Here is a 22834-nt window from a genome sequence, read left to right on the forward strand (position 1 = left end):
ACCGCAGGTGTGTTGTTACACAGCCGCCCCAGCGATCACACCAACCAAACCGTATGGTTTTTCTGCTCCCATCAAATCTTCAGAAGGCGGCAGTACACGGTTTTATGGTGCGTAGGGTATCTTTCGCATTTTACCGTGTGCTGTGTAATTTCTCGAAAACTTTTATGCGTATGCATTCATATAGTGTTCGAAACAGAGATGTTTGATGCGCGAGAGGGTTCTTGTGCGAAGGTATTTAGAGCCCTCCAGCGTTGAGAAAACATGGAGCGGGTTACTGGCAAAATCCAGTCACCATACAAAAAAGCCTCGGAGCTTTGCTCTGAGGCTTTTAAATGCTCCCCCGACTGGACTCGAAATAGACGAAGCCCGATAGGAAGCGCCCCAGCGCTTTCGCAGGGCGAAGTGGGTTACTGGTTCCAGTCAACATATAGAGAAAGGACCTCTGGTGTAACCTGAGGCCCTTTAATAAGCTCCCCCGACTGGACTCGAACCAGTAACCCTTCGATTAACAGTCGAATGCTCTGCCAATTGAGCTACGGGGGATTATCCCGTTACGGCGTTTGTCCGCAACGAGTAATAACTATACCGGCTGTTTGTTGCCTCCGCAACTTAGGGTATAGTGATGTACCTTACTAGTTTTTTGTGAGTGTTCTGCGGCGCATTTCAAGCTCTAAAAGCTCTCGTTGCACGTGCGCATACTCTTCACCGTCAGAGGCCGAACTGAGCTGCTCCAGACGCATCATGAGGTCGGATTTCTGTCGGGTGATCTGGTGGATAAAGAGGCTGTTGAGAGTACCCTCAATAAACCTGGGGAGGTGCTCTTCGTGGGCTATGGGCAGCGCCGCTACACTCAGTTCGGCGATCGCGGGGTGTACCTCGGCGATAGTACCAGAACGCACTACGTTGAGCCATTCAACCCCGGCGGCAGGCGCTACCGTGGAGGCCGCGTGTATGATGCCTCGAGAAATTTCACGGTGCATACGGTAGCGGAATTCTACGCGGGCGAATTCCTGCCACTGGGATACGCTCATCAAGTGAGGATGCTGCAGGGCGATTTCGAGCGCGGCCTTTTCGAGACGAGCCACGGGGTCGGCGGGGTCGGGGGCGAGTATTGGCTCTCCCCCGGCGGTATTTGCCACGCTAGCATCACCGTGAGTGTCTGGCATAGTATTTCCGGGGTTCGCGGACCCTTCTGGCTGAGGCGCAGGGTTTCCAGCAGATGCGTTCCACGGCTGAGCTGAGTAGTTCTGCGGAACCTGCTGACCGTATCCAGATACCTGCTCGTACCGGGGCGTTTGGGGCTGCTGAGCCACCGGTTCGTAACGTTTTTTCTGCTGCGGGTGGCGCTGGGCGTAGGCAACCGCACGCTGTATTTCCTCAAGTTCCATACCAAGCTGTCCGGAGACTTTACGCATATAGGCCGGGCGCAGGTCGCGGTCCCTGATTCCGGCGATAATGGGCGCGATGGCGCGCATCGCCAGCACACGCCCCTCTAGGGTCGTCAGGTCGAAGCGTTTGAGGGTTGTGTCGATGACGAATTCGAAGAGCGGACGGCGAGAGGCGATGAGGGATCGTACCGCCGCATCGCCCCTGTGCAGGCGAAGATCGCACGGGTCCATACCTTCTTGGGCGACCGCCACGTATGTTTGTGCCACGAAACGCTGATCCTCTTCAAACGCTGCGAGCGCGGCTTTCTGCCCCGCGGCGTCGCCATCGAAGGTAAAGATAATTTCTCCGCCGGAGCCGTCATCGGTGATCATGCGGCGTACCACTTTGATGTGCCCCGCACCGAAGGCGGTGCCGCAGGTTGCTACGGCGGTTTTGATGCCTGCTAGGTGTGCCGCCATAACATCGGTATAGCCTTCGACGATGACGACCTGTTTGGTTTTGGTCATCTCACGTTTGGCGAGGTCGATGCCGTAGAGCACTTGCGATTTTTTGTATAGCGGTGTTTCGGGGGTGTTGAGGTATTTGGGTCCTTGGTCGTCGTCGAAGAGACGGCGTGCCCCGAATCCGATGGTTTCGCCCGCTACGGTGCGGATGGGCCAGATGATGCGCCCACGAAAACGGTCGTAGAGGCCGCGGTTTCCCTCAGAAAACATACCGGTAGCGCGCAGTTCCTCGTCGGTAAATCCTTGGGAACGCAGATGTTTGAGCAGATTGTCCCAGCCACGGGGGGCGTATCCGACCCCGAAGGTTTTGGTGGCGGCTGGGTCGAACCCGCGAGCTCCGAGAAAGCGTTGTGCTTCCCCTGCGTTCGCTGAGTAGAGGCTGCGTTCAAAGAACTCTGCGGCGATTTTGTGTGCGTCGAGAAGTCGACGGCGCAAGCTTGCTTCGTACCTGTCTCGCGGGTTTCCACCTTCATAGTGCAGGGTGTATCCGATACGCGCCGCTAAGCGTTCAACGGTTTCGGTAAACCCGGTGTGTTCCATCGCCATGACGAAGGAGTAGACGTCACCGGATTCTCCGCATCCGAAGCAGTGGTAGGTGCCCATTTGCGGGCGCACATTGAAGGAGGGCGTGCGTTCGTCGTGGAACGGGCACAGCCCTTTGTACGCGCCGATACCTGCACCTTTGAGGGTTACGTATCCCTCAACGATTTCGCGGATATCAGTACGGGCGCGTACTTCATCAATGTCTTCTTTGCGGATTAGTCCAGCCATCGTCTCATTTCTGCTGCACCGTGCTGTAATAGCAGTTTTAGAAGGTATTTCATGCCCGTCTATGCACGGGGTCTCTGTCTTGTCTTTGCCGCGTGGAAGGCTGCGGCTACCACAAGGGCTTCTCTCCCAGCATCCAGGGGGTTCCGTTGATGCGGGTGTAAAGCGCAACCGCCGACCTGTCGGTTAGGGATGCCACTTGATCAATGACGAGGCGCAGGCGTGCGTCGTCGTCATGAGTCCCCAGCTGCGCGTAGTCCGTTCTGAAGATGCTGTCGATGTACTGAGGGTATGCACGCTGGGAATCTTCGTATAGTGCTTCGACTAGGATACCCAGTATTTCGTGCTGGTGTTCGTAATGGGGTTGGGCGTCGCGCACCGTCATAACGAATGCGGTTGCGATCCCCTTCATGACAGCGATTTCATCTCGGGTATCTTCCGGTACGATCAGTTCGGCGCTATAGCGGGTTAGCGGGGCGTTTCGCCCGTAACGTTCGCGGGTCGCCTCCACGGCGCTCCAGGCGAAACGACCGATAAGTTTACTGGTAAGTCCCTTGAACTGTGCCAGGGAGGCGCGCGAACCGGTCATGCACGGAACCCACCGGTTCAGGGTCTCTAGGCGGCAAAGCGCTGAGTCCAGCTGTTCGTCGGTGGCATCTGGAAGATACCATTGGCGGGTCATGTCGAAGACGGCCTGCCGATGCTTCGCCTCACGCAGCTGTTCTAACTGCACATGCCCGCCGAAGACTGCATCTTCAACGTCGTGCACCGAGTATGAAATATCGTCGGCAAGGTCCATAACCTGCGCTTCCAGGCATTTGCGCTGGGACTCTACCCCGGCGTCACGCGCGCCCTCGCGGAACCATTCGAAGACCGGCAGGTCATCCTCGTAGACACCGAATTTGTGGGTTTGGGTGCCGTCTGCGCGACGTGGTGCGTCTGTGCGTGTCCACGGGTATTTGCAGGTGGCGTCCAGGGATGCTCGTGTCAGGTTCAGCCCCGCAGATACGTCATGTTCGGCGATCACTTTCGGTTCAAGGCGGCTGAGCAGCCTAAGGGTTTGGGCGTTGCCCTCGAACCCGCCCATATGGGCGGCGATCTTGTTCAGGGCACGTTCACCGTTATGTCCAAAGGGCGGATGCCCCAGGTCATGAGAGAGGCAAGCAGTATCAACTACGTCTGGATCGCATCCGAGCATCCGGCCCACTTCGCGCCCGACCTGGGCAACTTCAAGGGAATGGGTGAGACGGGTACGCACGAAATCATCAGTATCCGGGTTCATGACCTGAGTTTTAGCGCCTAGACGCCGCAGCGCAGAGGAGTGAAGCACACGGGCACGATCACGTTCAAAGGGGGTACGATCCCGAAACGGATGTATTTCGGGCACCCAGCGTTCCGAATCGTCAGGGGTGTACCCTGCGGGCAGGTTCCATTCCCAACGTTCCTGCCCTTCTTCGGCAATGCGAGTCATCGCTCCTCCGTTTCTTCATCTCGGTGTTCACACCGCCCTTTTCTACCATCTATCTAAACACTATTTTGTGCAGAAGCAAGACCTTTGCCCCTCTCATCTTTTCCAGCCCAGCCCGCTTCCCACGGATTAGCCGCCTGAAATATCAAGCTCCGCCTCCACAAGCCCAAGCCTTTCAGCATCCCCCAGAATACGAGAATTAAGCCACCCATCCGGCAGATGCGGTTTCTTCGGACTCCCGGCTCGGCCGCGCGAACCTTCAACCGCAGCCCCCGGATACCCAATACTGTGATCAAGCTGCCCCAGCAGTTCACGGAAAGTCTCTAAATCAGGTACGGTCGCCATCTTGGCACGCAGCTCGCCGCCCACCGGGTAACCTTTGAAATACCAGGCAACATGTTTACGGATCTCACGCAGTCCCTTGTACTCATCCGCAAAAGTCTCAACAAGCAGCTCGGCATGCCGGTAAATCATTGCGGCAACCTCACTCAGAGTAGGTCGGATACGCTCGGTGCTACCCTCAAAAGCATTCTGCAGATCACCGAAAAGCCACGGGCGCCCTTGGCAGCCGCGCCCAATCACCACGCCGTCCACACCGGTCTGTTCGACCATGCGCACGGCATCTTCGGCGGCGAAAATATCGCCGTTGCCTAAGATGGGAACGTCTGGAATTGCCTCGCGAAGCTGTGCGATGGAGTCCCAGTCCGCTGTTCCCGAATAGTGTTGGGCAGCGGTGCGCCCGTGCAGGGCTATGGCAGCGACACCCGCATCCCGGGCGATCTTAGCGGATTCAAGGAACGTGATGTGGTCATCATCAATACCTTTACGCATCTTGATGGTCAGGGGAATATCGTTGCGCGATGCTTCTTTGACCGCTGTGTGCACAATCGCGGTGAAGAGATCGGTTTTCCATGGAAGCGCCGCGCCGCCGCCGCGTTTTGTGACTTTCGGCGCCGGGCACCCAAAGTTCAAGTCGATATGATCCGCACGATCTTCTTCTACGACCAGCCGAATAGCCTTACCCACGTTAACCGCGTCTACCCCGTAGATCTGGATGGAGCGAATCTGCTCATCCGCATCGTGTTCGATAATACGCATCGACTCGGGTTTGCGCTCCACGAGGGCACGCGCCGTCACCATCTCGGTCACATATAATCCACCGCCGTACTCGCGGCACAGACGACGGAACGCCTTATTCGTCACACCCGCCATCGGGGCGAGCACCACGGGCGTTTCAACGGTCAGTTTACCGAGTTTCAGCGGCGGTAATTTCAGGTGGGAGGCTTCAGAATTCACCTCTATATTGTGGCATACACACGCAAATCGGCACGGATGCACCTACCCCGGTTCACGACAGGCGCACCGGTCAGCGTTCGGCAAGGTTGTCAAGCCCTCACGCTGCGAGTTTTCTGGGGCCTCTTCTGGGCACTTTGTTCTTTAGGAAGCGGCACCCGGATAATCGCTTGCGTAAATATAGGTTGGGTCACCTTCCACGCTCGCGGTTCCGGCACGCAGAAGAACATCGGTTACCTCCACGAGAGCGGTCATCGAATCGTCTACCTCAACCAACACCGGGTACTGCGCCGTCAACAGCGAAAGAAGCTGCATAATAGCCTCGACCGCGCCTTCGTTCTGCATGTCATATCCGAGCAAAACCTCAGTCGCAGTATTCTCATCGACCAGCGCGGCGGCAGGGTCGGTCTCAAAGGGGTGATAACTCACCGCAAAGGCAATGATTTCGCCTTTCTTCCCCTCTTTCTCAGCCTGCTGAATGTTATCGCGCAGTACCAGCGCCCCGAAGGCGCGTGCCTCATCCGAGAGGAAATACCGGTTTACGGTCCCTAACCCGACCTCGGCAGGAACATCCCAATCATGCGAATCGCGGTAGAACTCCCAGAGCTTCGAGGTCAGCTCAACCGAGCCGGTCGCCAAATCCTCAATCGCCTGAGTGGGTTTGCCGTTCTCATCCTCACGCAGGGGCACTGGCGGAATCGCGCCCGCATCAATATGAACCAGACGCGAGCGTTGAATCATTTTCATGTCCTTTGCCTGGGCAAATTCCTCACCGGTGCTAAATGGTGCCAGCTTCACGCGGAGGTTCGGAACCTGCCCGTTTTCGACGGCGATCTCACGCAGCCGGTCTAAAAGCTCGGTACCTAACCCGGCGCGGCGGTGCCCTTCGGCAACATCAAGATAAGCCCACAGGCGTTGTGGGTGCAGAAGTGACGCAGTCACCACGCCAGCGGCGATAGGCACACCCGAATCGGTGACCACAAGGGTTCGGCTAAAAGGGGCGTCTGAGGCCTCTCCGAACGATGCGCGCTGCTGCGCCTCCTGCTCGCTTCGCGGATCCCCCCACACCTGCAGAAGCTCTAAATCGTCGCCTTCGCGCCAGGGACGAAATTCGTAGGTGTTCATGGGGTGCCTTTCTTCCGCAGAATGCGCGGGTTTTACCGCGAGGATAGGGTTCTCACTATTGTACGTATCGGCTAGGTTCTGCACCAGATCCTAGTGACTGAGTGAAAATACCGGTGGGGCTCTCCGTTGCAGAGAACCCCGCCCATGTACATATTGAAAAGAATCTATATGGCCAGACGCGCCGCCAGGTATGCCTTCACCTGATCGAGTGCCACGCGCTCCTGGCTCATGGTGTCACGCTCACGGATGGTGACCGCCTGATCCTCTAAAGTATCGAAGTCTACGGTAATGCAGAACGGGGTGCCGATTTCGTCTTGACGGCGGTAGCGGCGGCCGATAGCCCCCGCCTCGTCATAGTCGATATTCCATGCACCGCACAGGTCGGCTGCCAGCTTGTGGGCGGGCTCGGAGAGTTCGGGTTTCTTCGACAGGGGCAGAACGGCAGCCTTCACGGGCGCCAGGCGCGGATCAAGTTTGAGAACCACGCGCTTATCGACGCCGCCCTTAGTGTTCGGTGCTTCATCCTCAACGTAAGCATCGACAAGGAACGCCATCATAGAGCGTGTCAGGCCGAAGGAAGGTTCGATGACGTAGGGCACGTAGCGTTCGCCGCTGGCCTGGTCAAAGTATTCGAGCTTCGCGTTCGAGTGCTCATTGTGCACGCCCAGGTCGTAGTCGGTGCGGTTTGCCACACCCATGAGCTCGCCCCATTCGCCGCCTTGGAAACCAAAACGGTACTCAATGTCGATGGTGCCCGCCGAGTAGTGCGCGCGGTCGTCCTCAGGAACATCGAACCGGCGCATGTTCTCGGGGTTAATACCCAAGTCAACAAACCAGTTCCAGCAGTCTTCAACCCATGCGTCAAAGTGTTTATCTGCTTCGTCGGGGTGAACGAAGTATTCGATCTCCATCTGCTCGAATTCGCGGGTGCGGAAGATGAAGTTGCCGGGGGTGATCTCGTTGCGGAACGCCTTACCGATCTGCCCGATACCGAAGGGCGGACGTTTACGGGCCGCGGTCACCACATTGTTGAAGTTTACGAAGATGCCCTGCGCGGTTTCGGGGCGCAGAAAGTGCAGCCCTTCTTCGTTATCGACAGGCCCCAGGTAGGTTTTCAGCAGCCCCGAAAAGTTCTGCGGCTCGGTCCATTCGCCGCGGGTGCCGCAGTTCGGGCAGACAACCTCACCCATATTTTCAGGTGCACGCCCCTTTTTAGCCTCGAATGCCTCAATCAGGTGGTCTTGGCGCTGGCGCCTGTGGCACGAGAGGCATTCCACCAGCGGGTCCATAAAGGTTGCCACGTGTCCGGATGCTTCCCACACCGGGCGAGGCAGGATTACCGAAGAGTCCAGCCCGACCATGTCTGCGCGTGAGCGCACGAAACGCTGCCACCACTGCTGACGGATGTTTTCTTTCAGTTCCACGCCGAGGGGACCGTAATCCCATGCAGAGCGGGAACCGCCGTAGATTTCACCCGCCTGGAAGACGAAGCCGCGGCGCTTAGCGAGCGCAATAACGTTGTCGAGAGTGGACTTTTCTGCCATGTTTACTCCTTTATGCCCCGCCACCGGCTGTGGCGTGCGTGAGTTCAGTGTTCTTCCGCGCGCGGTAAGCGCCGGGATATACGGTCACAAGTACAAGATACTAGGGTATCATTGCGTACCCGTCTTGCCGTGTAGTTTCTGGGTAACGGTAGACAGTGTTTAGTTAGAGCGTGTACATGAGGGACACATGGCGGGTTAGTATGACTGCCGCACATGGCACCCTCCCGCCGATACACTGGTGACATGGAGAAAATCTATATTCGTGACGAAATGATTCGTCTGGGACAGTTTTTGAAGCTGGCCAATCTGGTCGAAGACGGTGCGCAGGCACGCGAAGTAATCCAGCATGGGCTGGTAAAGGTCAATGGGCAGATTGAGGAGGCGCGGGGCAAGCAGCTGCATCCGGGCGATACGGTGAGCTTCAACGGGGTAAGTGTGCAGGTGGCTCGGGACTAGGTTTTCTGTCCTTTCCCCTCCCGCAATAACGCATCTTGGGTTGTATAACGCACCGCCAGATGGTGCGTTATACAACCCAAGATGCGTTATTCAGGTTCTTTTAGTCGGCAGATTCTTGCTCTGACACCCCAGCATTATCTGCGGCATCCGCAACCTTCTCGGCACGGATGCGCGGCGCGTTTCCCAGCACCTTCACGTCGATGAACTCGCCCACATGGCGAATTTCCAGGGCGCTTACCCCGTGCCCGGCACCCGCATACAGAACTTTGATGCCGTCGGTGTACGCGCGAATCCACTCGTAGGTGTAATCCACGAAGGGCTGCGGAATAATAGGGTCTTCCTGATCCCTGCCGTAGAAAACGGGCAGCTCGGTGGCTTTGAGCTCGTCGTCCTTGAAATAAGGAGAGTCCGATTCGACCGCGTATCCGGAGAGCCCCACCAGTGCAGCAAATTTTCCTGGGCGATGCCGCGCCATAGAAGTCGCCACCGCCATGCCTTGCGAGAACCCCACCAGCGCGACCGAAGCATAGTGTGATTCGTGCTGCTCGACCCACTCCAGGACGTAGTCGCTGGCCTGTTCTATGGTCCGCACATCCGCATTGAGCTGTTGATCCAGTGGGTACCACTGGTAACCTGTGGCCTCGGCGGGAATGTGGGCACCGGTTGTGTCCGCCGAAAACTGGGTGCCTACCGGCTGCGGGGCGCGCATTCCCGCATAGGTGATATCCTCCTGCGGCAGATGTTCAGCTAGCGACAGCAGGTCTTTCTCATGCGAACCGTACCCATGCAGCAGAAGCACCAGGTGGGTTCCGGCGCGTTCATCCTCGGGTCGGGAATATTCGACAATGTACGTATTTTCACTCATATCTTCATCTTACCGAGGAGCCTGCCATAAACAACCGAAATAGATTTCCGCTCAAGGCTTGACCCTCACCCAACGTCAGGATCTACAGTAAAAACATGGACGCGAACACTACACCAGATGGCGGGCAGCACGAGTACACCGTAGGAGAGGCTGCATCCCTGCACGGGCTGACCGTGCGCACGCTTCACCACTGGGAACAGCGGGGTCTGATCAGCCCCGCGCACGATGAGCTCAACGGATACCGCTACTACAGTGATGCCGATCTTGAGCGCATCACCGTCATTATGGGGTATCGCGCCATTGGCATGAGCCTTGAAGCCATTCGCAGCGTACTGCAGGACGAAGCGAACAGCACCGAGCATCTACTCGCCCAGCGAGATATGCTCCAGCGCAAAATGGCCGCCTATGAGCGCATGCTAACAACACTAGATCAACTTTTGGAGGATGCAATGGCACCTAAGAACGAACAGCTCACCGCTGCAGAAAAAGCAGAAATTATGGGAGACGGGTTCAGCCCCGCACGTGAGCAAGAAGCGCAGGAACGTTACGGGCACACCGACGATTGGGCTGAATACCAACGCCGTACTGCGGCCATGAGCCGCACCGACTGGGTGAAGGGCAAGCAGGAGCTTGACGCAGTTGAGCAAGCCCTCGTCGAGGCTTTCACTCGTGGCGTGCAGCCGGGCAGTGAGGAAGCGAATGCGCTTGCCGAGCGGCACCGCGCCTCACTTTTCTTCTTCGAGGTAACCCCCGCCAAGCACGCAATTCTGGCACGCGGTTATGTTGAGGACGCCCGTTTCAACGAGCACTACGAGAAGCTCGCTGCGGGACTGGCTGTCTGGTTACGGGACATCATCTACGAGAATGCCCGCGCCCACGGCCTTGACCCCGAGAATGTGACCTGGTGCTAACCTCGTCCATTCACAATTATCGGTACCGTACAAAAAGCCTTGTGGGGACTTATTTCACGCCGAAATATAGTCCTCACAAGGCTTTTATGTACGGTTTCTATGTTCGGATATATAAAAACGAAAGCTAGTTCTGTTTTTGTGTTTCAAGAGGCGAACCGAAAAGAGCAGCTATATCTTGAAAGGATTTTTCTTCATCGACAGCGCGCTCTCGCTCGGGAACCGGGACTCCGAGAGCCTTAGCGAGAATCGCCTCCAACTGGCGGGATTCGACTAAGAAACCGTCATGACCGTGGTCGGATTCGATAATATCGACTTTCACGGGAACCGGCAGCGCCTCCGCCAGACGGTACGATTCGTGCGGAAAAAACAGGCGATCGGTGCTTACGGCGGCGATAGTCCACTTGCAGTCGCTGAGCGCAAGCGCATGCGAGAGGCTGCCGCGCCCGCGTGCAACATCATGTGAAATTAGCGCCTCATTCACGGCAAGGTAGCTATTGGCGTCAAAACGCTCAACGAGCTTATCGCCGTGGTGGTCTAGGTAGCTTTCGACCGCATATCGTCCGCGGTTCTCACCGATGGACCCGCCGTCGGTGGATTCTCCGCGGTTTGCCTGCCGCCCAAAGCGGTGCTCCAACTCTGCTGGGCTGCGGTAGGTGGTGTGGGCTATGCGCCGCGCCAGCGCGAGCCCGGCCGTGGGCGCCGCTCCCCCATAATAATCGCCGGAAGCAAAATTGGCATCAGCACGGATGGCGAGGTTCTGGGTGTGCGCCCAGGAAATCTGTTCGGCGGTAGCAGCGGGACCGGCGGCAATAACTGCGCATCCGCGTACCAGCTCGGGGAAGGTTGCCGCCCATTCGATAGCGCGTGCCCCGCCGAGCGATCCGCCGATTACGTGGTGAAAACTCTTAATCCCCAACCGGGCGATAAGTTCGGCTTCGGCTCGTACCGAGTCGCGAATAGTGACGTAAGGGAAGCGTGATCCCCAGGGTTTTCCGGCGCCCGGGTACCCCTCGGGTACGATGCTTGCCGGACCAGTCGAACCGTAGCATCCGCCCAAGATATTGGGAGCTATCACAAAATACTTGGTAGTATCGACCACCGCGCCCGGCCCCACAATACCTTCCCACCAACCATCACTTTCGACTGCGCGAATACTGGGTGCAGGCATATCCGATGTGGGAATCCCGCGCGAAACATGGGTGTCGCCGGTGAGGGCGTGCAGAATAAGAATCGCGTTGTCCCCAGCTTCATTAAGAGTTCCCCACGTTTCGTACCCAATGTTTACCTGTGGAAGCACGGTACCGTTTTCGAGGGTGAAATCACCGATCGCCATCTGCCGCAGGTACCCCTGAGCGCTGGGATACTGCAGTTGCGACAGATAGGTGGCGTGTACGATATTTTCCGTCATGTTTTCTCCTCGATAACCAGTAGTTGGTAATGGCAGGCGAGAAACCGATACCGCGACCGGGCATTTACTGTGCAGCCCGGTCGCGGCGGTGCAGGTTAGGCGTTCAGAGTTGCAAAGCCCAATTCAAGGTCTGCGATAATGTCGTCAATATTTTCGATACCTACCGAGAGGCGCACAAAGTTTTTGCTCACACCGATTGCCTCTAGCTCTTCTTCAGAAAGCTGCGAGTGAGTGGTGGATGCGGGATGAATCACGAGCGAGCGTACATCGCCGATATTCGCTACATTGGAGTGCAGCTGCAGGGCGTCCACAAAGGTGCGGGTCTGTTCCAAGTCGGCGTCTTTGAGGGTGAATCCCACAACAGCGCCCGGCCCCTTCGGCAGGTACTTCTGGGCTCGCTCGTACCAGGGCGAGGAAGGCAGACCGGCCCAGATCACCTGATCGACCAGCGGGTGCTCCTCCAGCCAGTTTGCGACTTTAGTAGCGTTCTCGATATGGCGTTCGATGCGCAACGAAAGGGTCTCTAGACCGATACCAATGTTGAAGGCGTTGGTTGGAGAGATCGCCGCCCCGGTGTCGCGCAGAAGCGAAACTCGCGCCTTGAGAATATAGGAAAGGTTCGCACCGAAGGCGGAGTCTTTGCCCAAGTCACGGGCATAAACTAGACCATGGTAGCCAGGTGCTGGCTCGTTGAACTTGGGGAACTTTTCGGGATTGGCTCCGTAGTCAAAATTCCCGGAGTCCACGATAACGCCGCCGATTGAGGTGCCGTGCCCACCCAGATATTTCGTGGCGGAATGGATTACCACATCCGCACCAAATTCGATGGGGCGCACAAGGTAAGGAGTGGGAACAGTGTTATCGACGATTAGGGGAACGCCATTGTCGTGGGCGATCTGGGCGATAGGCTCGATGTCGAGCACATCGTTCCGGGGGTTAGGTACGGTTTCTCCGTAGAAGAGTTTCGTGTTGGGGCGAACCGCATCGCGCCATTGCTGCAGGTCGTCCGGGTTTTCAACAAACGTAGTTTCAACGCCGAGGTCGGCAAGCGTGTATTTAAGTAGGTTGTAGGTTCCCCCATAAATCGATGGGGAAGCCACGATATGGTCGCCCGCACCCGCAATGTTGAGAATCGCATAGGTAATAGCCGCTTGGCCTGAGGCCAGCAAAAGCGCCCCTACTCCCCCTTCAAGGGATGCGATGCGGTTTTCAATAACCTCTTGGGTGGGGTTGTTCAAACGGGTATAGATAGGCCCAAGCTCAGCTAGAGCGAAACGGTTAGCGGCCTGTTCTGCGTTCTCGAAAACGAACGAGGTGGTCTGGTAGATAGGTAACGCCCGAGCTCCCGTTGCGGCATCCGGTGCCTGCCCCGCGTGAATCTGGCGGGTTTCAAATTTCCAACCGGCGGGGTTGGCGGGAGTCGGGACTGTAGTGTTGCTCATGCGAAGCTCCTTGTGATAGTTCAGGGGGCCGCATGCCGATTTCGGTACAGAGTTCTTGGGTTTTCTTCTCTGCAAACGAAAAAACGATGTACCAGAATCGGGCACATCGGTCCCGCGCTTGCGTTGTACTTTGTGTTCAACGCCTGGTCCTCACCCAGGGCACCCCACCGCGGAGGAGGGTTGCCGGCCAGCTAGCTGGGGCTTATCACTGGCTCTCATGACCTGCATCTAGAGTTTCATAGGAAGCGCACATGGTCAAGCGGGATGCGTGTTTTCGGCGCATTGTTGCAAAGATGACGTTTTATGAACTGTTTTCGCGACAGCCTATTGTTTGGGAGAAGCACCAATACTTATGCGCTTGTGACTGTACGTATGTTATACCCTAACCGCTAAAGCCATGTGATCTGCAGTTAGCCGCCGCTAAATTACCATCAGTGTAGACAACCGTGAGCCATGCTACACTGATGGAAACCTTGAATCTAGGAGTGATGAGGTATGACCTCCCGCTAAAGTCGCACCGGCTCGCGGAATGCCCGCCCAGATGGTGGGCTTTAAAAATTTCAGAAATAACCCTGCTTTGGTTCGATACATTCCAGGAGCGCATAGTGAGCACCTTGAACACCAAAGTTCTGAGGGTTTCATTGTTATACCTTCCGCATCTGCAGTCGGTGACTTGGGATTATTCAGGCACTACGAAGTGCCTCTCTCACGACTATTCATCTCACCCGTCCCACATATTGCAGGCGTGCGAACACCGTGCTCAAGAGGCTTCGGGTGACTAAGCACCGCAAGATTTTATCACAATGTCTACAATTCTTGACGCGGCACAGCTATGCCGCACCTTTGGCAAAGGTGAACACGTTTTCACCGCTGTCGATAATGTTTCGCTCAGTATAAGCTCCGGCGAAATTCATGCTCTGCTCGGTCCCAACGGAGCTGGGAAAACAACAATTGTACAGATGTGCGCAACACTGTTGACTCCCACAAGCGGTACCGTTCGCATCGACGGGGTGGATGCGCTTGCACACCCCCAGCGTGCGCGTGCATCCCTGGGACTTGCGCTCGGCGGGGATACCGGGTTCTATCCGCGAGCATCCGCCCGCGATAATCTTCTCTTCTTCGCCGACCTTGCCGGGGTTAGCGCGCGCAAACGCCGCACCCAGGTGGCGAGCGCTTTGGAACGGGTCGATCTTGCAGATGTCGCCGCGAAGAAAGTACAAGAGTTTTCCCGCGGCATGAAACAACGTCTGCACATCGCGCGGGCACTGCTGGGCGAGCCAAAACTGCTGCTTTTGGATGAGCCGACGAACGGGCTTGACCCAGATATTTCGCTGACAATACGCCAGCTAATTCGCTCCCTCGCTGACGACGGCACCGCCATTTTACTCACGAGCCATCTGCTGGGCGAGATTGAGGAGTTAGCGCATCGGGTCACGGTCATCGGTGCCGGTCGCATGGCGGTTTCGGGCACGGTAGCGGATATTACTACGCACGCCGGAATCTCCGCTAGCACTGTCGGGCGTGTGGGTGCGAATGCCGGGGCGGTGCTTCAAGAACTTGCCCGATCTTTGAGCGATGCGGGAACACTGTTGCTAACCCCGCACGGTAGCGAGTGGGAGATCACCGTGTACTGGAATGAACGTTCTGTTTCGGAAGAGCCGCACCCCTTCAGTAACGAACGCGCCGAGGCTCTGCTGACCCGTATTCTCACTGAGCGTGAGGTTCAGATGCTCACACCGCTGTATACTCGCCCAGCCACCCTCGAAGAGGCATATCTGGCTATGGCGGAAGGATTGAAACGATGAACCGGCAGCTTCGCCTAATGTCCTTTTCCCTGCGCCAATTCCTCACGGTTCCCTACTTCCTGCAGTTACTGCTGCTGAGCACCTTTGGAGCAACGGCCCTGCAAGCACTCGCCGCCGGTGCCTGGCCAGTAGATGCGACCCTCGCCTGGACTCGCGCAGGTATTATCGGTACCTGGAACATGTGCATTGTTGCCGCCGGAATCCTCAACTTCGAGCGCTACCGGGGAACGTTCGTGTATCTGCTCAATGGTGCCGTGAACCCGCTGCGTGCGCTCGCAGCGGTGGTCTCAACTGCCTCCATTTTTGGACTTGCCGCCCTGCCATTGGCCTGGGCTTTCTGGGCGCTGTGCACCTTCTCGGTAAATTTCACGGACTTTACTCAGGTGGGTGCACGCTATCTGGTGGGCCTTCCGCTGCTGTGGATCTCGTGTCTGGCGGTGACCTTCGTGATTGCAGGGTTCTTTGTGGCAACCCCGAACGCTATCGCCTATGAGGAGCTGCTGCTCGTGCCGGTTTTCGTGGCTGCCGGGGTGCTTTTTACCGAGAGTTCCGCGCCTGCATGGCTTGATGAGCTCGGCACGCTGATTCCGATTCAGGCACCCGTGAAGGTTCTGCTTGGGCAAATGCCTATGAACTCATTCGGTGATTTTCTGAGCGTTGTACTGCAAACCTGTGCGGTCACAGCCCTCTGGATGCTTGCGGCATATCTGTTGGGTAGGCGAGCCCTGCGCGCGGCAACGGCGCATGGCACTCTGGGCGCAATCTAGGAGGCTGCGATGTTTAAACGAACGAACTTTCTCTATCGCCTGAACAGTACCGCCAAAGTTGGATGGTCTTCATCCATTACCTTCGCCACAGTTGGCACGGCACTCAGCACCCTCGTGGTCGTACCGGGGATGAGCGTGCTGTTCAGCGTTCTACTAGGACGCGATCTTTCCGCACCTGATCCTGTGCGGATCGCATGTGCCTCTGCCCTGGCAAGCGTGGTACTCGGAGTGGCGGCCGGCGTTGTGGCACGCGCGGCGACCGACCGCTGGCTAGGAGTGTTCGAGCAGGTGTGCACCGCTCGACGGTTTGATGCGGCTTATTGGCTGGGAGTCTCTGCAATGCCCGCGCTTTTAGCTCTGATCACTGGCATCACGAACCTGGGTGTTGCCACTGCCTATGCCGGTTTCGGTGGTTCCCTTGAAGGCAGCCTGTCCATGCTTGTGCGTTCTGTGACACTCTTACCTCTGGCTCTTATGGCGGGCGTATGTCTGGGTGTTTTCGCCGCTGGGCTGGGGCTTTATCTCTCCGACCCATACCTGGGAGGAACTATCTTAGGAGCGCTTCTGCCTATCAGCGCGGGCGTGATCGTGCCGATAGATGCATACCCGGCGTGGCTGGCGGCATTGTGTACGTTGGTTCCCGGCGGACGAACGATTGCTTTGGTGAGTGGCTCCTCTGGGTTGGTGGATTCAACAGTCGTGACTGAGGTGTTAGTCTGCGTACTTTGGGCACTCGCGGGGCTTGTCCTAGTGCATGCCGCTGCGCGACGCATCCGCTCCGGTGCACGCACGAACCTGCTCTGAGGTCTTATGTCTCCCGCGAGCAGCGGATTTTTGGTCGAGAAGGTGAGAAAATCACCTTCTCGACCAAAAATCTGCTGCTTGTGTGTACCCAAAATAACCTCCCACCCTTGACATGTGACTATATAGTCACATATTCTCGTGTTATGGATGATGATGCAGTTTTCAAAGCTCTCGCAGACCCCACCCGCAGAAAGCTGCTCGATAAGCTCTACACTACCGGCGGCCTCACTCAGGGACAGCTTGAAGAAGGTTTGGGAATGACTCGCTTCGGAGTGGCCAAGCATCTGAGCATCCTCGAAGAAGCAAACCTTGTGATCACACAGCGCTCAGGCCGCCAAAAGCTCCACTACCTCAACGCTGTGCCGATTCGCCGCATCCACGACCGTTGGATCGATAAATACACCGCCCACCAAAGTTCAGCACTTCTTGACCTGCAGAAGAATTTAGAGGAGGAAGAATCATGAGCACCGCCGATAACCCAAACACTCCCCCACGTCCCCAGAGGATTATCAGCTCGGTAATTATTCAAAACACCCCGCCGCAGCGCGTGTGGGAAGCAATTACCCAGCCCGAATTCACTTCCCAGTATTTCTTTGGCTCACGAGTTGAAATCACCAAGAACGAGCCGGGTCGCCTGCGCTACCTTTCCCCAGATGGGAAGGAAGTTTGGGGAGACGGCGCGATTCTGGAGTCTGACCCACCGCGGCTTCTCGTCGTAGAGTGGCGCTCGCTTTATCTTCCCGATGCGGCACACGAACCGGCAAGCCGCGTTACCTGGCAGCTTGAGCCGTGGACGGATGGTGCCACGAAACTCACGGTCACCCACGACCGCCTAGAAGACTCTCCCGTTACGGCGCAGAATGTGGCCTCGCCCCGGGGCTGGTCGTTTGTGCTGGCGGGCCTCAAACGAGTTCTGGAAACTGGCGAATAAAACCCCACGCCTCCTGCGAGCAGGTGGTTTTTGTCCAGAGCAGGTAGGAAAATTCTATCCACTCAGCCAAAAACCACCTGCTCGGGAGGGTATAGACACCGCGCACAACTGAATACGCAAAAGTACTGAGAGATGCTAGAAAGCCTCAGGCGTCTGCCAGGAGACCGTACGGGGAACATCCTCGAAAAAGAAGAAAGAAATATTAAGTTCCGGCAGTTCCACCGTCACGGAACCAACCTCTGCAACTATGCCCCGTTCTCTCAGCTGAGCCACGAGTTCTTCGGCGGAAAGCTCAGCCAGAGGCAGCCCCTCAAAAGAGAATTCATCGCCATCAACCCATGAGATTTCAATCAGAGAAATAAGGTCGTCTTCTCCGAGTTGGCATGCGATACTACTATGTTCTGAGCCTTCAAGAGCGAGGCGACTATGAAGTGTACGGATGCTCCTGTCTGTGCCCGGCAGATCGGTAACTACCATCCTCGGCTCCGGGAGTTTCCGCTCATAGAATTCAATCTTCTGCCCTAGAGGAAAACCGGGAAAACCCTCGCGTTTAAAGTCGTACATGTGTGACTCCTCAAGATGTGTGCCTCTCACACCATAAAGTTTCGCCGCGAGCAGGTGGTTTTTGTCCGGAACAGGTAGGATTTTTCTACTCACTCGGTCAAATCCTACCTGCTCGCGGACGTCAGGATTTAGAGCTTATCGCCCATCGAGACGTCAATAATCTGCCCGGTAATTGTTTGCGATGCGTTCTGAGTCAGCAGACCAATTACTTCTGCTACGTCCTCAGGCTGGGTAACCTTCTTCATCGCGTTGCCGGATTTCACGAATTCGGCTGCCTCCGCATTATCGCGCAGCCAGGCGGCGTTAATGTCAGTATCGACCACGCCGGGCGCCACAAGGTTCACCGTAATCCCCTGAGGTCCAAGCTCAACCGCCATATTACGCACCAGGTACTCCAGTGCAATCTTACTCATGCCGTAGCCCGTCATGGCAGGGAACGCGTAGCGAGTCAGCACCGACCCGGTGAAAATATAACGCCCGCCCGGTGCGCTCATAAGCGGCACCAGCCCGGCAGCAAGTTCGTAGGGGGCAACCGTATTGATCTGCAGCAGACTGCGCAGAGCCTCTCCGTTGAGCTCCTGGAAGGTTCCCTGCGTACCAACACCTGCGTTGAGCACAGCAACGTCGAGGGTATCCCCACCCAGCGCATCCTTCACGTGAGTTAAGAGGGCAGAAACGGACTGCGGGTCTGAGAAATCAGCCTGTACGGGTGTTACTTTTACCCCGCGCTCGGATGCGGCAGCCTCTACCTCGCTAAAGTCCGGGTTTCCCGCACGGTGCTGCGCAATCACGTGATACCCCAGCTTCACCACCCGAACTGCGGTCGCCTTACCAATACCGCGGCTTGCGCCGGTGACGAGAGCAATCTGTGCCATTTTTCCTCCTTGCATGAGCTGTGAAAGACGCTGAAAACTCAACATCATCTTTCAAGCATAGTGAAATGGAAGTTGAGCTGTCTATCAAGGGTCACTGCGTACATCCCTAGATATGGCGTCGACAGATACACCGCTGCAGATTTCTATGTCCAGCGCAGGCATTGGCTCCGTGGGGCTCGCCTGCTGGTTCCGGCATTCTTTGACGAAGTACTTACCCCCTGGTAAAAACCTTCTGGTTTACCATCGTTATTGCGGGATATATCTGTCTCAAACTAGTTGATAGCACAGTTTTAGCACTGCAAATAACTCCGAAGGGCAAGTTATTAAAAAGAATAACAATTCTTATTAGGCCTATAAAAGGGAGCCGGACCAACTATTCGGCAAACCCATGCTTTTCATGGATACTATTGGATTCGGTATAAATTTATCCTCAAGAAGATTAACAATTTTTCCTTGCCACGATGAATTAGGGGATATAGTTCGCAACAAAAATGCCATAAGGACAAGAGTTCCATAGATCCGTCCACTTTGCCCGTCAGGTAAAGTAGAAAGCCCATGTACCGTACGCAAAGCATTGGTAGAGGCAGGGGTAAAAGACTTATTCCAGAGTCTTCCATGATGAGCACATGTATTCCTCACAATGGATAGCTGCTCAAACCAGCGTACAAGTGGATGACTGCGAAGTGTTTTCCTCCGCAGGTTTGCGGACAGCAGATTTAGGTCAATATTCACGCCTAAATCTTCCGCTAATTTATATTGATCAGTTGTTTTCAACCCTTCATAAAGCTTTGAAATATCAGAAAAATCAAGGACATCAGCAAGAACCCAAAAAGGGTATTGACCACCATATTGATCTGCATAATGCTTAATAGATTCATTACGTCGCATAGCACGAGAAACGCGTTTATCAGCAGTTTCTAGCCATTCTTCATGTTTAAAATTAGGCCGAAATATAATCTTATTACGATAACTTAGTGATCCTTCAGAAACTAACAACTCACCAATACGAGCTCGTAAAGCTACTTCAATACGTTCGATACCATCATGAATAAGCGTACGAAGCTTACGATCAGCCTCGTAAAGAGCTATAACATCTTCAAACGAGGTTCTGGGCATAAACAGGTCACCTCTACATATTTGTCCATCAGAATTTTTAGTTATAATTCGATTCGGATACCAATACGCTGACAAACGGTAATAAGAGATATTACTTAGCCACTGCTGAGCTATATCATCTTCGATGCTCATCCCCCGCTTACGTAACCGCTCAATCTGCTGCTCAAGCGTCGTTGGTGGCTTTAGAGGTATTGTTCCCAATGTATCCGCCTTTGATATACAAAAAGAGATCCAGCCCACTCTCAACGTAAATCGAGGCGGGCTGAACGATTGCCTCCATTCTACACGTTCTTGATCCCAATATCACCCCAAAAACCGTGCTAGGGCAGTAATTTACCTCTCAAGTCGCTACACTAGAGAACAAGCTAACAAAGCATTCGCCAACTAGTCGAGCCCGAATCAAGGAGCCCCATGAGCGACGCATCGAACACCACACCGGCAGAAGAAGTTCCCCTCGTTCCCGTCCCTAAAAAGGTTGAACATATTCGTGAGTATCACGGCGATACTTTTATCGACCATTACGAGTGGATGCGCGATAAAGAAGACCAGGAAGTCCTCGACTACCTGAACGCGGAGGCAGACTACACTGCCGCCGTCACAGCGGATCAGCAGCCTCTACGCGAGCGCATCTTTGAAGAGATCAAGTCCCGCACCCTGCTCACAGATTTGACGGTTCCGAATCGCATCGGCGATTGGTGGTATTACAGCCGCATGGTTCCCGGCGGTCAGTACCCGATTTTCTACCGTTACCCTGCCCTGCATGAGGGCGACGAGGTGGTGCGCTACACTCCCCCGGTTATTAAGCCCGGCGAGCCGCTGGAAGGCGAATCGGTGGTGCTTGACTGCAATGAGTATGCCAAAGACATGGAGTTCTTCGCACTCGGTGTGTTCCAGCCTTCGCGTAACGGTAAACTCCTGAGCATTTCGGTTGATGAGAAAGGCGACGAACGTTACGAGCAGCGCTTCCTCAACCTGGAAACGGGCGAGTTCCTGCCCGATACCATCCCGAATATTAGCGGCGGGTCGTTCTTCATCAACCATGCACAGCAGCTCGTGTACACGGTGCCGGACGATTCGTGGCGTCCCTACCGCGTGTATGTGCACGATATTGGGGCGGGCACCGAAGACCACCTGATCTACGAGGAAACTGACCCCACCATGTGGCTGGGTTCAGCAATGAGCGCCGACCGTTCGTCCATCGTGCTCTCAAGCGGTAACTCCGAGTTTACCGAGGTTAGCCTGGTGCCTATTGCCGACCCGAAGAGCACGCCGCGCGTGATCATTCCGAGGGATGCACGCATTGAGTACCAGGCGGAGCCGATCACGATTGCCGGTGAAACCCATCTGCTGATTCAGCACGACTATAAGGCGCTGAACTCAGAGCTGGTGCTCGCCGATATGCCGAAAGAAGGCGAATCTTTAGAGGAATATTCGAAGCGTTGGGTTCCGGTGATTCGCCACAGCGAAAACGTTCGCCTCGAAGGGTTCACGCTCTCTGCGACCCACCTGGTGGTGACCGCCCGCGCGGATACAACCACACGCCTGTTCCTTGCCCCGCGGGAGCAGCTGCCCGTGCAGTGGCGCCGCAAGAAGCCCGCAGGCATCACGTTCATGGAGCCTGCCGGGTTCGATGAGGAACTGTACACCGCTGGCGTGCTGCGTGCCGAGAACTATTCCCCGGTTATCCGCATTGCCTACACCTCATTCCTAACTCCACGCCGCGTATACGATTACTTCCCCATGTCGCAGACCCTGCTTCTGCGCCGCGAGACCCCGGTGCTTGGCGGTTATCAGCGTGAGGATTATCGTGCCTACCGTGACTGGGCACCCGCCGCCGATGGAACCCTCATCCCCATCTCGGTGATTCACCGTGCCGATCTTGACCTGACACAGCCGCATCCGGTGCTTCAGTACGCTTACGGCTCCTATGAAATTTCGATGGACCCCATGTTCTCCATCCCCACGTTGTCTATTTTGGACCGCGGAGTGGTGTACGTGATTGCGCATATTCGCGGTGGTGGCGAGATGGGGCGCACCTGGTACCTCAACGGCAAGAAGCTTCACAAGAAGAACTCATTCACTGATTTTGTGGATGTCACCGATTACCTGGCGACCAAGCCATGGGCGGATCCTGCGCGTATCGCCTGCTACGGTGGTTCTGCGGGCGGGTTGCTCATGGGTGCCGTGCTGAACCTGGCTCCTGAGAAATATGCAGTCTCAATTGCCCAGGTTCCCTTCGTGGATGCGCTCACCACCATCCTTGACCCTGACCTGCCGCTTTCTGCTTTGGAATGGGAAGAATGGGGCAACCCCATTGAAGATAAGGAAGTGTACGAGTACATGAAGTCCTACACCCCCTACGAGAACATTCGCCCCGTGCGCTACCCCGCTATCGCGGCGGTGACCAGCCTGCACGATACGCGCGTGTTCTATGTGGAACCCGCCAAATGGATTGCAAAACTGCGCGAAACCATCGACCCGTCATCCCCCACCCCGCTGTTGAAGATCGATATGACCGGCGGACATGGAGGGGGCTCCGGGCGGTATACCCGCTGGCGTGAGATCGCGTGGGACTACGCCTTCATCCTCACACACCTAGGGATTACCAAATAAGCGGGTACACCCTTCCGCACGCAGATTTGGTACCTCGCGCGCTCGGAATCTGCATGCTCCAGCCCGCTGGCATGAGATCGCGTGGGACTACGCCTTCATCCTCACACACCTAGGGATTACCAAATAAGCGGGTATACCCTTTCCTGGGGACGCAAAAAGGCTCTTTATTCCAATAAAGCGGCGAATA

The 22834-nt window shown here is 55.9% G+C and carries 19 protein-coding genes, 1 tRNA gene and 1 riboswitch; of the genes, 8 read left to right on the forward strand and 12 right to left on the reverse strand.

Going from position 1 to position 22834, the window contains the following annotated elements:
• Nucleotides 1–470: 470 nt before the first annotated feature.
• The 6 genes from HMPREF2554_RS01435 to HMPREF2554_RS01460 form a co-directional block, all read right to left on the reverse strand.
• Nucleotides 471–543 (reverse strand) — tRNA-Asn (locus tag HMPREF2554_RS01435).
• Between the two features lie 89 nt (nucleotides 544–632).
• Nucleotides 633–2663, reverse strand: a complete 2031-nt coding sequence (gene dnaG, locus HMPREF2554_RS01440) for a DNA primase (RefSeq protein ID WP_070553681.1) — start codon at nucleotides 2661–2663, stop codon at nucleotides 633–635.
• A gap of 106 nt (nucleotides 2664–2769) precedes the next feature.
• Nucleotides 2770–4131, reverse strand: coding sequence for a deoxyguanosinetriphosphate triphosphohydrolase (locus tag HMPREF2554_RS01445; RefSeq protein WP_070553683.1), 1362 nt, complete (start codon nucleotides 4129–4131; stop codon nucleotides 2770–2772).
• 126 nt (nucleotides 4132–4257) lie between these two features.
• Nucleotides 4258–5424: a tRNA dihydrouridine synthase DusB gene (gene dusB, locus HMPREF2554_RS01450; RefSeq protein WP_048778667.1), complete on the reverse strand. Its 1167-nt coding sequence runs from the start codon at nucleotides 5422–5424 to the stop codon at nucleotides 4258–4260.
• A gap of 141 nt (nucleotides 5425–5565) precedes the next feature.
• The gene (locus HMPREF2554_RS01455) at nucleotides 5566–6630 is read right to left on the reverse strand and encodes a GNAT family N-acetyltransferase (protein ID WP_070553686.1); all 1065 of its coding nucleotides are present in this window, start codon (nucleotides 6628–6630) and stop codon (nucleotides 5566–5568) included.
• 80 nt (nucleotides 6631–6710) lie between these two features.
• On the reverse strand, nucleotides 6711–8090 hold the full coding sequence (locus HMPREF2554_RS01460; protein WP_070553688.1) for a glycine--tRNA ligase: 1380 nt from the start codon (nucleotides 8088–8090) through the stop codon (nucleotides 6711–6713).
• 213 nt (nucleotides 8091–8303) lie between these two features.
• Between HMPREF2554_RS01460 and HMPREF2554_RS01465 the strand changes: the two genes are divergently transcribed.
• Nucleotides 8304–8546 (forward strand): RNA-binding S4 domain-containing protein, encoded by a 243-nt coding sequence (locus HMPREF2554_RS01465; RefSeq protein ID WP_239661872.1) that lies wholly within the window; start codon nucleotides 8304–8306, stop codon nucleotides 8544–8546.
• 100 nt (nucleotides 8547–8646) lie between these two features.
• Here the strand turns inward: HMPREF2554_RS01465 and HMPREF2554_RS01470 are convergent, their stop codons facing one another.
• The gene (locus tag HMPREF2554_RS01470) at nucleotides 8647–9411 is read right to left on the reverse strand and encodes an alpha/beta hydrolase (RefSeq protein WP_070553690.1); all 765 of its coding nucleotides are present in this window, start codon (nucleotides 9409–9411) and stop codon (nucleotides 8647–8649) included.
• Nucleotides 9412–9506: 95 nt separating this feature from the next.
• Here HMPREF2554_RS01470 and HMPREF2554_RS01475 point away from each other — a divergent pair, with 95 nt between their 5' ends.
• The gene (locus HMPREF2554_RS01475; protein WP_004006211.1) at nucleotides 9507–10322 is read left to right on the forward strand and encodes a MerR family transcriptional regulator; all 816 of its coding nucleotides are present in this window, start codon (nucleotides 9507–9509) and stop codon (nucleotides 10320–10322) included.
• Nucleotides 10323–10446: 124 nt separating this feature from the next.
• On the opposite strand, the gene HMPREF2554_RS01480 is transcribed toward HMPREF2554_RS01475, so the two are convergent.
• A complete protein-coding gene (locus tag HMPREF2554_RS01480; protein WP_013398708.1) occupies nucleotides 10447–11730 on the reverse strand; it encodes a homoserine O-acetyltransferase MetX in 1284 nt (427 codons plus the stop codon).
• A gap of 95 nt (nucleotides 11731–11825) precedes the next feature.
• Entirely contained in the window at nucleotides 11826–13172 is a 1347-nt protein-coding gene (locus tag HMPREF2554_RS01485; protein WP_013398707.1) for a bifunctional o-acetylhomoserine/o-acetylserine sulfhydrylase, read from the reverse strand.
• A gap of 109 nt (nucleotides 13173–13281) precedes the next feature.
• Nucleotides 13282–13395: riboswitch (SAM riboswitch) on the reverse strand.
• A 580-nt stretch (nucleotides 13396–13975) separates the two neighbouring features.
• Between HMPREF2554_RS01485 and HMPREF2554_RS01490 the strand changes: the two genes are divergently transcribed.
• The 5 genes from HMPREF2554_RS01490 to HMPREF2554_RS01510 all read left to right on the forward strand — a co-directional run bounded on the left by HMPREF2554_RS01490 (nucleotide 13976) and on the right by HMPREF2554_RS01510 (nucleotide 17479).
• Nucleotides 13976–14977 carry an ABC transporter ATP-binding protein gene (locus HMPREF2554_RS01490; RefSeq protein ID WP_013398706.1) on the forward strand — a complete coding sequence of 334 codons (1002 nt, stop codon included), beginning with the start codon at nucleotides 13976–13978 and terminating at the stop codon, nucleotides 14975–14977.
• Nucleotides 14974–15744 carry a hypothetical protein gene (locus HMPREF2554_RS01495; RefSeq protein ID WP_013398705.1) on the forward strand — a complete coding sequence of 257 codons (771 nt, stop codon included), beginning with the start codon at nucleotides 14974–14976 and terminating at the stop codon, nucleotides 15742–15744. The genes HMPREF2554_RS01490 and HMPREF2554_RS01495 overlap by 4 nt, the downstream gene beginning before the upstream one ends.
• A 9-nt stretch (nucleotides 15745–15753) precedes the next feature.
• Nucleotides 15754–16548: a hypothetical protein gene (locus tag HMPREF2554_RS01500; RefSeq protein WP_013398704.1), complete on the forward strand. Its 795-nt coding sequence runs from the start codon at nucleotides 15754–15756 to the stop codon at nucleotides 16546–16548.
• A 143-nt stretch (nucleotides 16549–16691) separates the two neighbouring features.
• Nucleotides 16692–17012 (forward strand): ArsR/SmtB family transcription factor, encoded by a 321-nt coding sequence (locus tag HMPREF2554_RS01505; protein WP_013398703.1) that lies wholly within the window; start codon nucleotides 16692–16694, stop codon nucleotides 17010–17012.
• Nucleotides 17009–17479: an SRPBCC domain-containing protein gene (locus tag HMPREF2554_RS01510; protein ID WP_013398702.1), complete on the forward strand. Its 471-nt coding sequence runs from the start codon at nucleotides 17009–17011 to the stop codon at nucleotides 17477–17479. The genes HMPREF2554_RS01505 and HMPREF2554_RS01510 overlap by 4 nt, the downstream gene beginning before the upstream one ends.
• 135 nt (nucleotides 17480–17614) lie before the next feature.
• Here the strand turns inward: HMPREF2554_RS01510 and HMPREF2554_RS01515 are convergent, their stop codons facing one another.
• The 3 genes from HMPREF2554_RS01515 to HMPREF2554_RS01525 all read right to left on the reverse strand — a co-directional run bounded on the left by HMPREF2554_RS01515 (nucleotide 17615) and on the right by HMPREF2554_RS01525 (nucleotide 20166).
• Complete coding sequence (locus HMPREF2554_RS01515) at nucleotides 17615–18043, reverse strand: hypothetical protein (protein ID WP_041321717.1); 429 nt, start codon at nucleotides 18041–18043, stop codon at nucleotides 17615–17617.
• A gap of 128 nt (nucleotides 18044–18171) precedes the next feature.
• Nucleotides 18172–18918, reverse strand: coding sequence for an SDR family NAD(P)-dependent oxidoreductase (locus HMPREF2554_RS01520; protein WP_041321715.1), 747 nt, complete (start codon nucleotides 18916–18918; stop codon nucleotides 18172–18174).
• A 351-nt stretch (nucleotides 18919–19269) separates the two neighbouring features.
• Nucleotides 19270–20166 (reverse strand): Abi family protein, encoded by an 897-nt coding sequence (locus tag HMPREF2554_RS01525; RefSeq protein ID WP_080556870.1) that lies wholly within the window; start codon nucleotides 20164–20166, stop codon nucleotides 19270–19272.
• Between the two features lie 279 nt (nucleotides 20167–20445).
• Between HMPREF2554_RS01525 and HMPREF2554_RS01530 the strand changes: the two genes are divergently transcribed.
• Nucleotides 20446–22647, forward strand: a complete 2202-nt coding sequence (locus tag HMPREF2554_RS01530; protein ID WP_013398698.1) for a S9 family peptidase — start codon at nucleotides 20446–20448, stop codon at nucleotides 22645–22647.
• The last annotated feature ends 187 nt before the right edge of the window (nucleotides 22648–22834 follow it).

It is taken from the genome of Rothia sp. HMSC071F11, from assembly GCF_001809115.1.
GTDB lineage: Bacteria > Actinomycetota > Actinomycetes > Actinomycetales > Micrococcaceae > Rothia > Rothia dentocariosa.

Excerpts from the sequence above, each read along its gene's own strand:
- HMPREF2554_RS01445 (WP_070553683.1), bottom strand. The coding sequence starts at position 4,131 with ATGACTCGCATTGCCGAAGAAGGGCAGGAACGTTGGGAATGGAACCTG.
- HMPREF2554_RS01510 (WP_013398702.1), top strand. The coding sequence starts at position 17,009 with ATGAGCACCGCCGATAACCCAAACACTCCCCCACGTCCCCAGAGGATT.
- HMPREF2554_RS01495 (WP_013398705.1), top strand. The coding sequence starts at position 14,974 with ATGAACCGGCAGCTTCGCCTAATGTCCTTTTCCCTGCGCCAATTCCTC.
- HMPREF2554_RS01520 (WP_041321715.1), bottom strand. The coding sequence starts at position 18,918 with ATGGCACAGATTGCTCTCGTCACCGGCGCAAGCCGCGGTATTGGTAAG.
- HMPREF2554_RS01460 (WP_070553688.1), bottom strand. The coding sequence starts at position 8,090 with ATGGCAGAAAAGTCCACTCTCGACAACGTTATTGCGCTCGCTAAGCGC.
- dnaG (WP_070553681.1), bottom strand. The coding sequence starts at position 2,663 with ATGGCTGGACTAATCCGCAAAGAAGACATTGATGAAGTACGCGCCCGT.
- HMPREF2554_RS01530 (WP_013398698.1), top strand. The coding sequence starts at position 20,446 with ATGAGCGACGCATCGAACACCACACCGGCAGAAGAAGTTCCCCTCGTT.
- HMPREF2554_RS01525 (WP_080556870.1), bottom strand. The coding sequence starts at position 20,166 with ATGAGCATCGAAGATGATATAGCTCAGCAGTGGCTAAGTAATATCTCT.
- HMPREF2554_RS01500 (WP_013398704.1), top strand. The coding sequence starts at position 15,754 with ATGTTTAAACGAACGAACTTTCTCTATCGCCTGAACAGTACCGCCAAA.
- HMPREF2554_RS01515 (WP_041321717.1), bottom strand. The coding sequence starts at position 18,043 with ATGTACGACTTTAAACGCGAGGGTTTTCCCGGTTTTCCTCTAGGGCAG.
- HMPREF2554_RS01470 (WP_070553690.1), bottom strand. The coding sequence starts at position 9,411 with ATGAGTGAAAATACGTACATTGTCGAATATTCCCGACCCGAGGATGAA.
- HMPREF2554_RS01465 (WP_239661872.1), top strand. The coding sequence starts at position 8,304 with ATGGCACCCTCCCGCCGATACACTGGTGACATGGAGAAAATCTATATT.
- HMPREF2554_RS01475 (WP_004006211.1), top strand. The coding sequence starts at position 9,507 with ATGGACGCGAACACTACACCAGATGGCGGGCAGCACGAGTACACCGTA.
- HMPREF2554_RS01505 (WP_013398703.1), top strand. The coding sequence starts at position 16,692 with ATGGATGATGATGCAGTTTTCAAAGCTCTCGCAGACCCCACCCGCAGA.
- HMPREF2554_RS01485 (WP_013398707.1), bottom strand. The coding sequence starts at position 13,172 with ATGAGCAACACTACAGTCCCGACTCCCGCCAACCCCGCCGGTTGGAAA.
- HMPREF2554_RS01480 (WP_013398708.1), bottom strand. The coding sequence starts at position 11,730 with ATGACGGAAAATATCGTACACGCCACCTATCTGTCGCAACTGCAGTAT.
- HMPREF2554_RS01490 (WP_013398706.1), top strand. The coding sequence starts at position 13,976 with ATGTCTACAATTCTTGACGCGGCACAGCTATGCCGCACCTTTGGCAAA.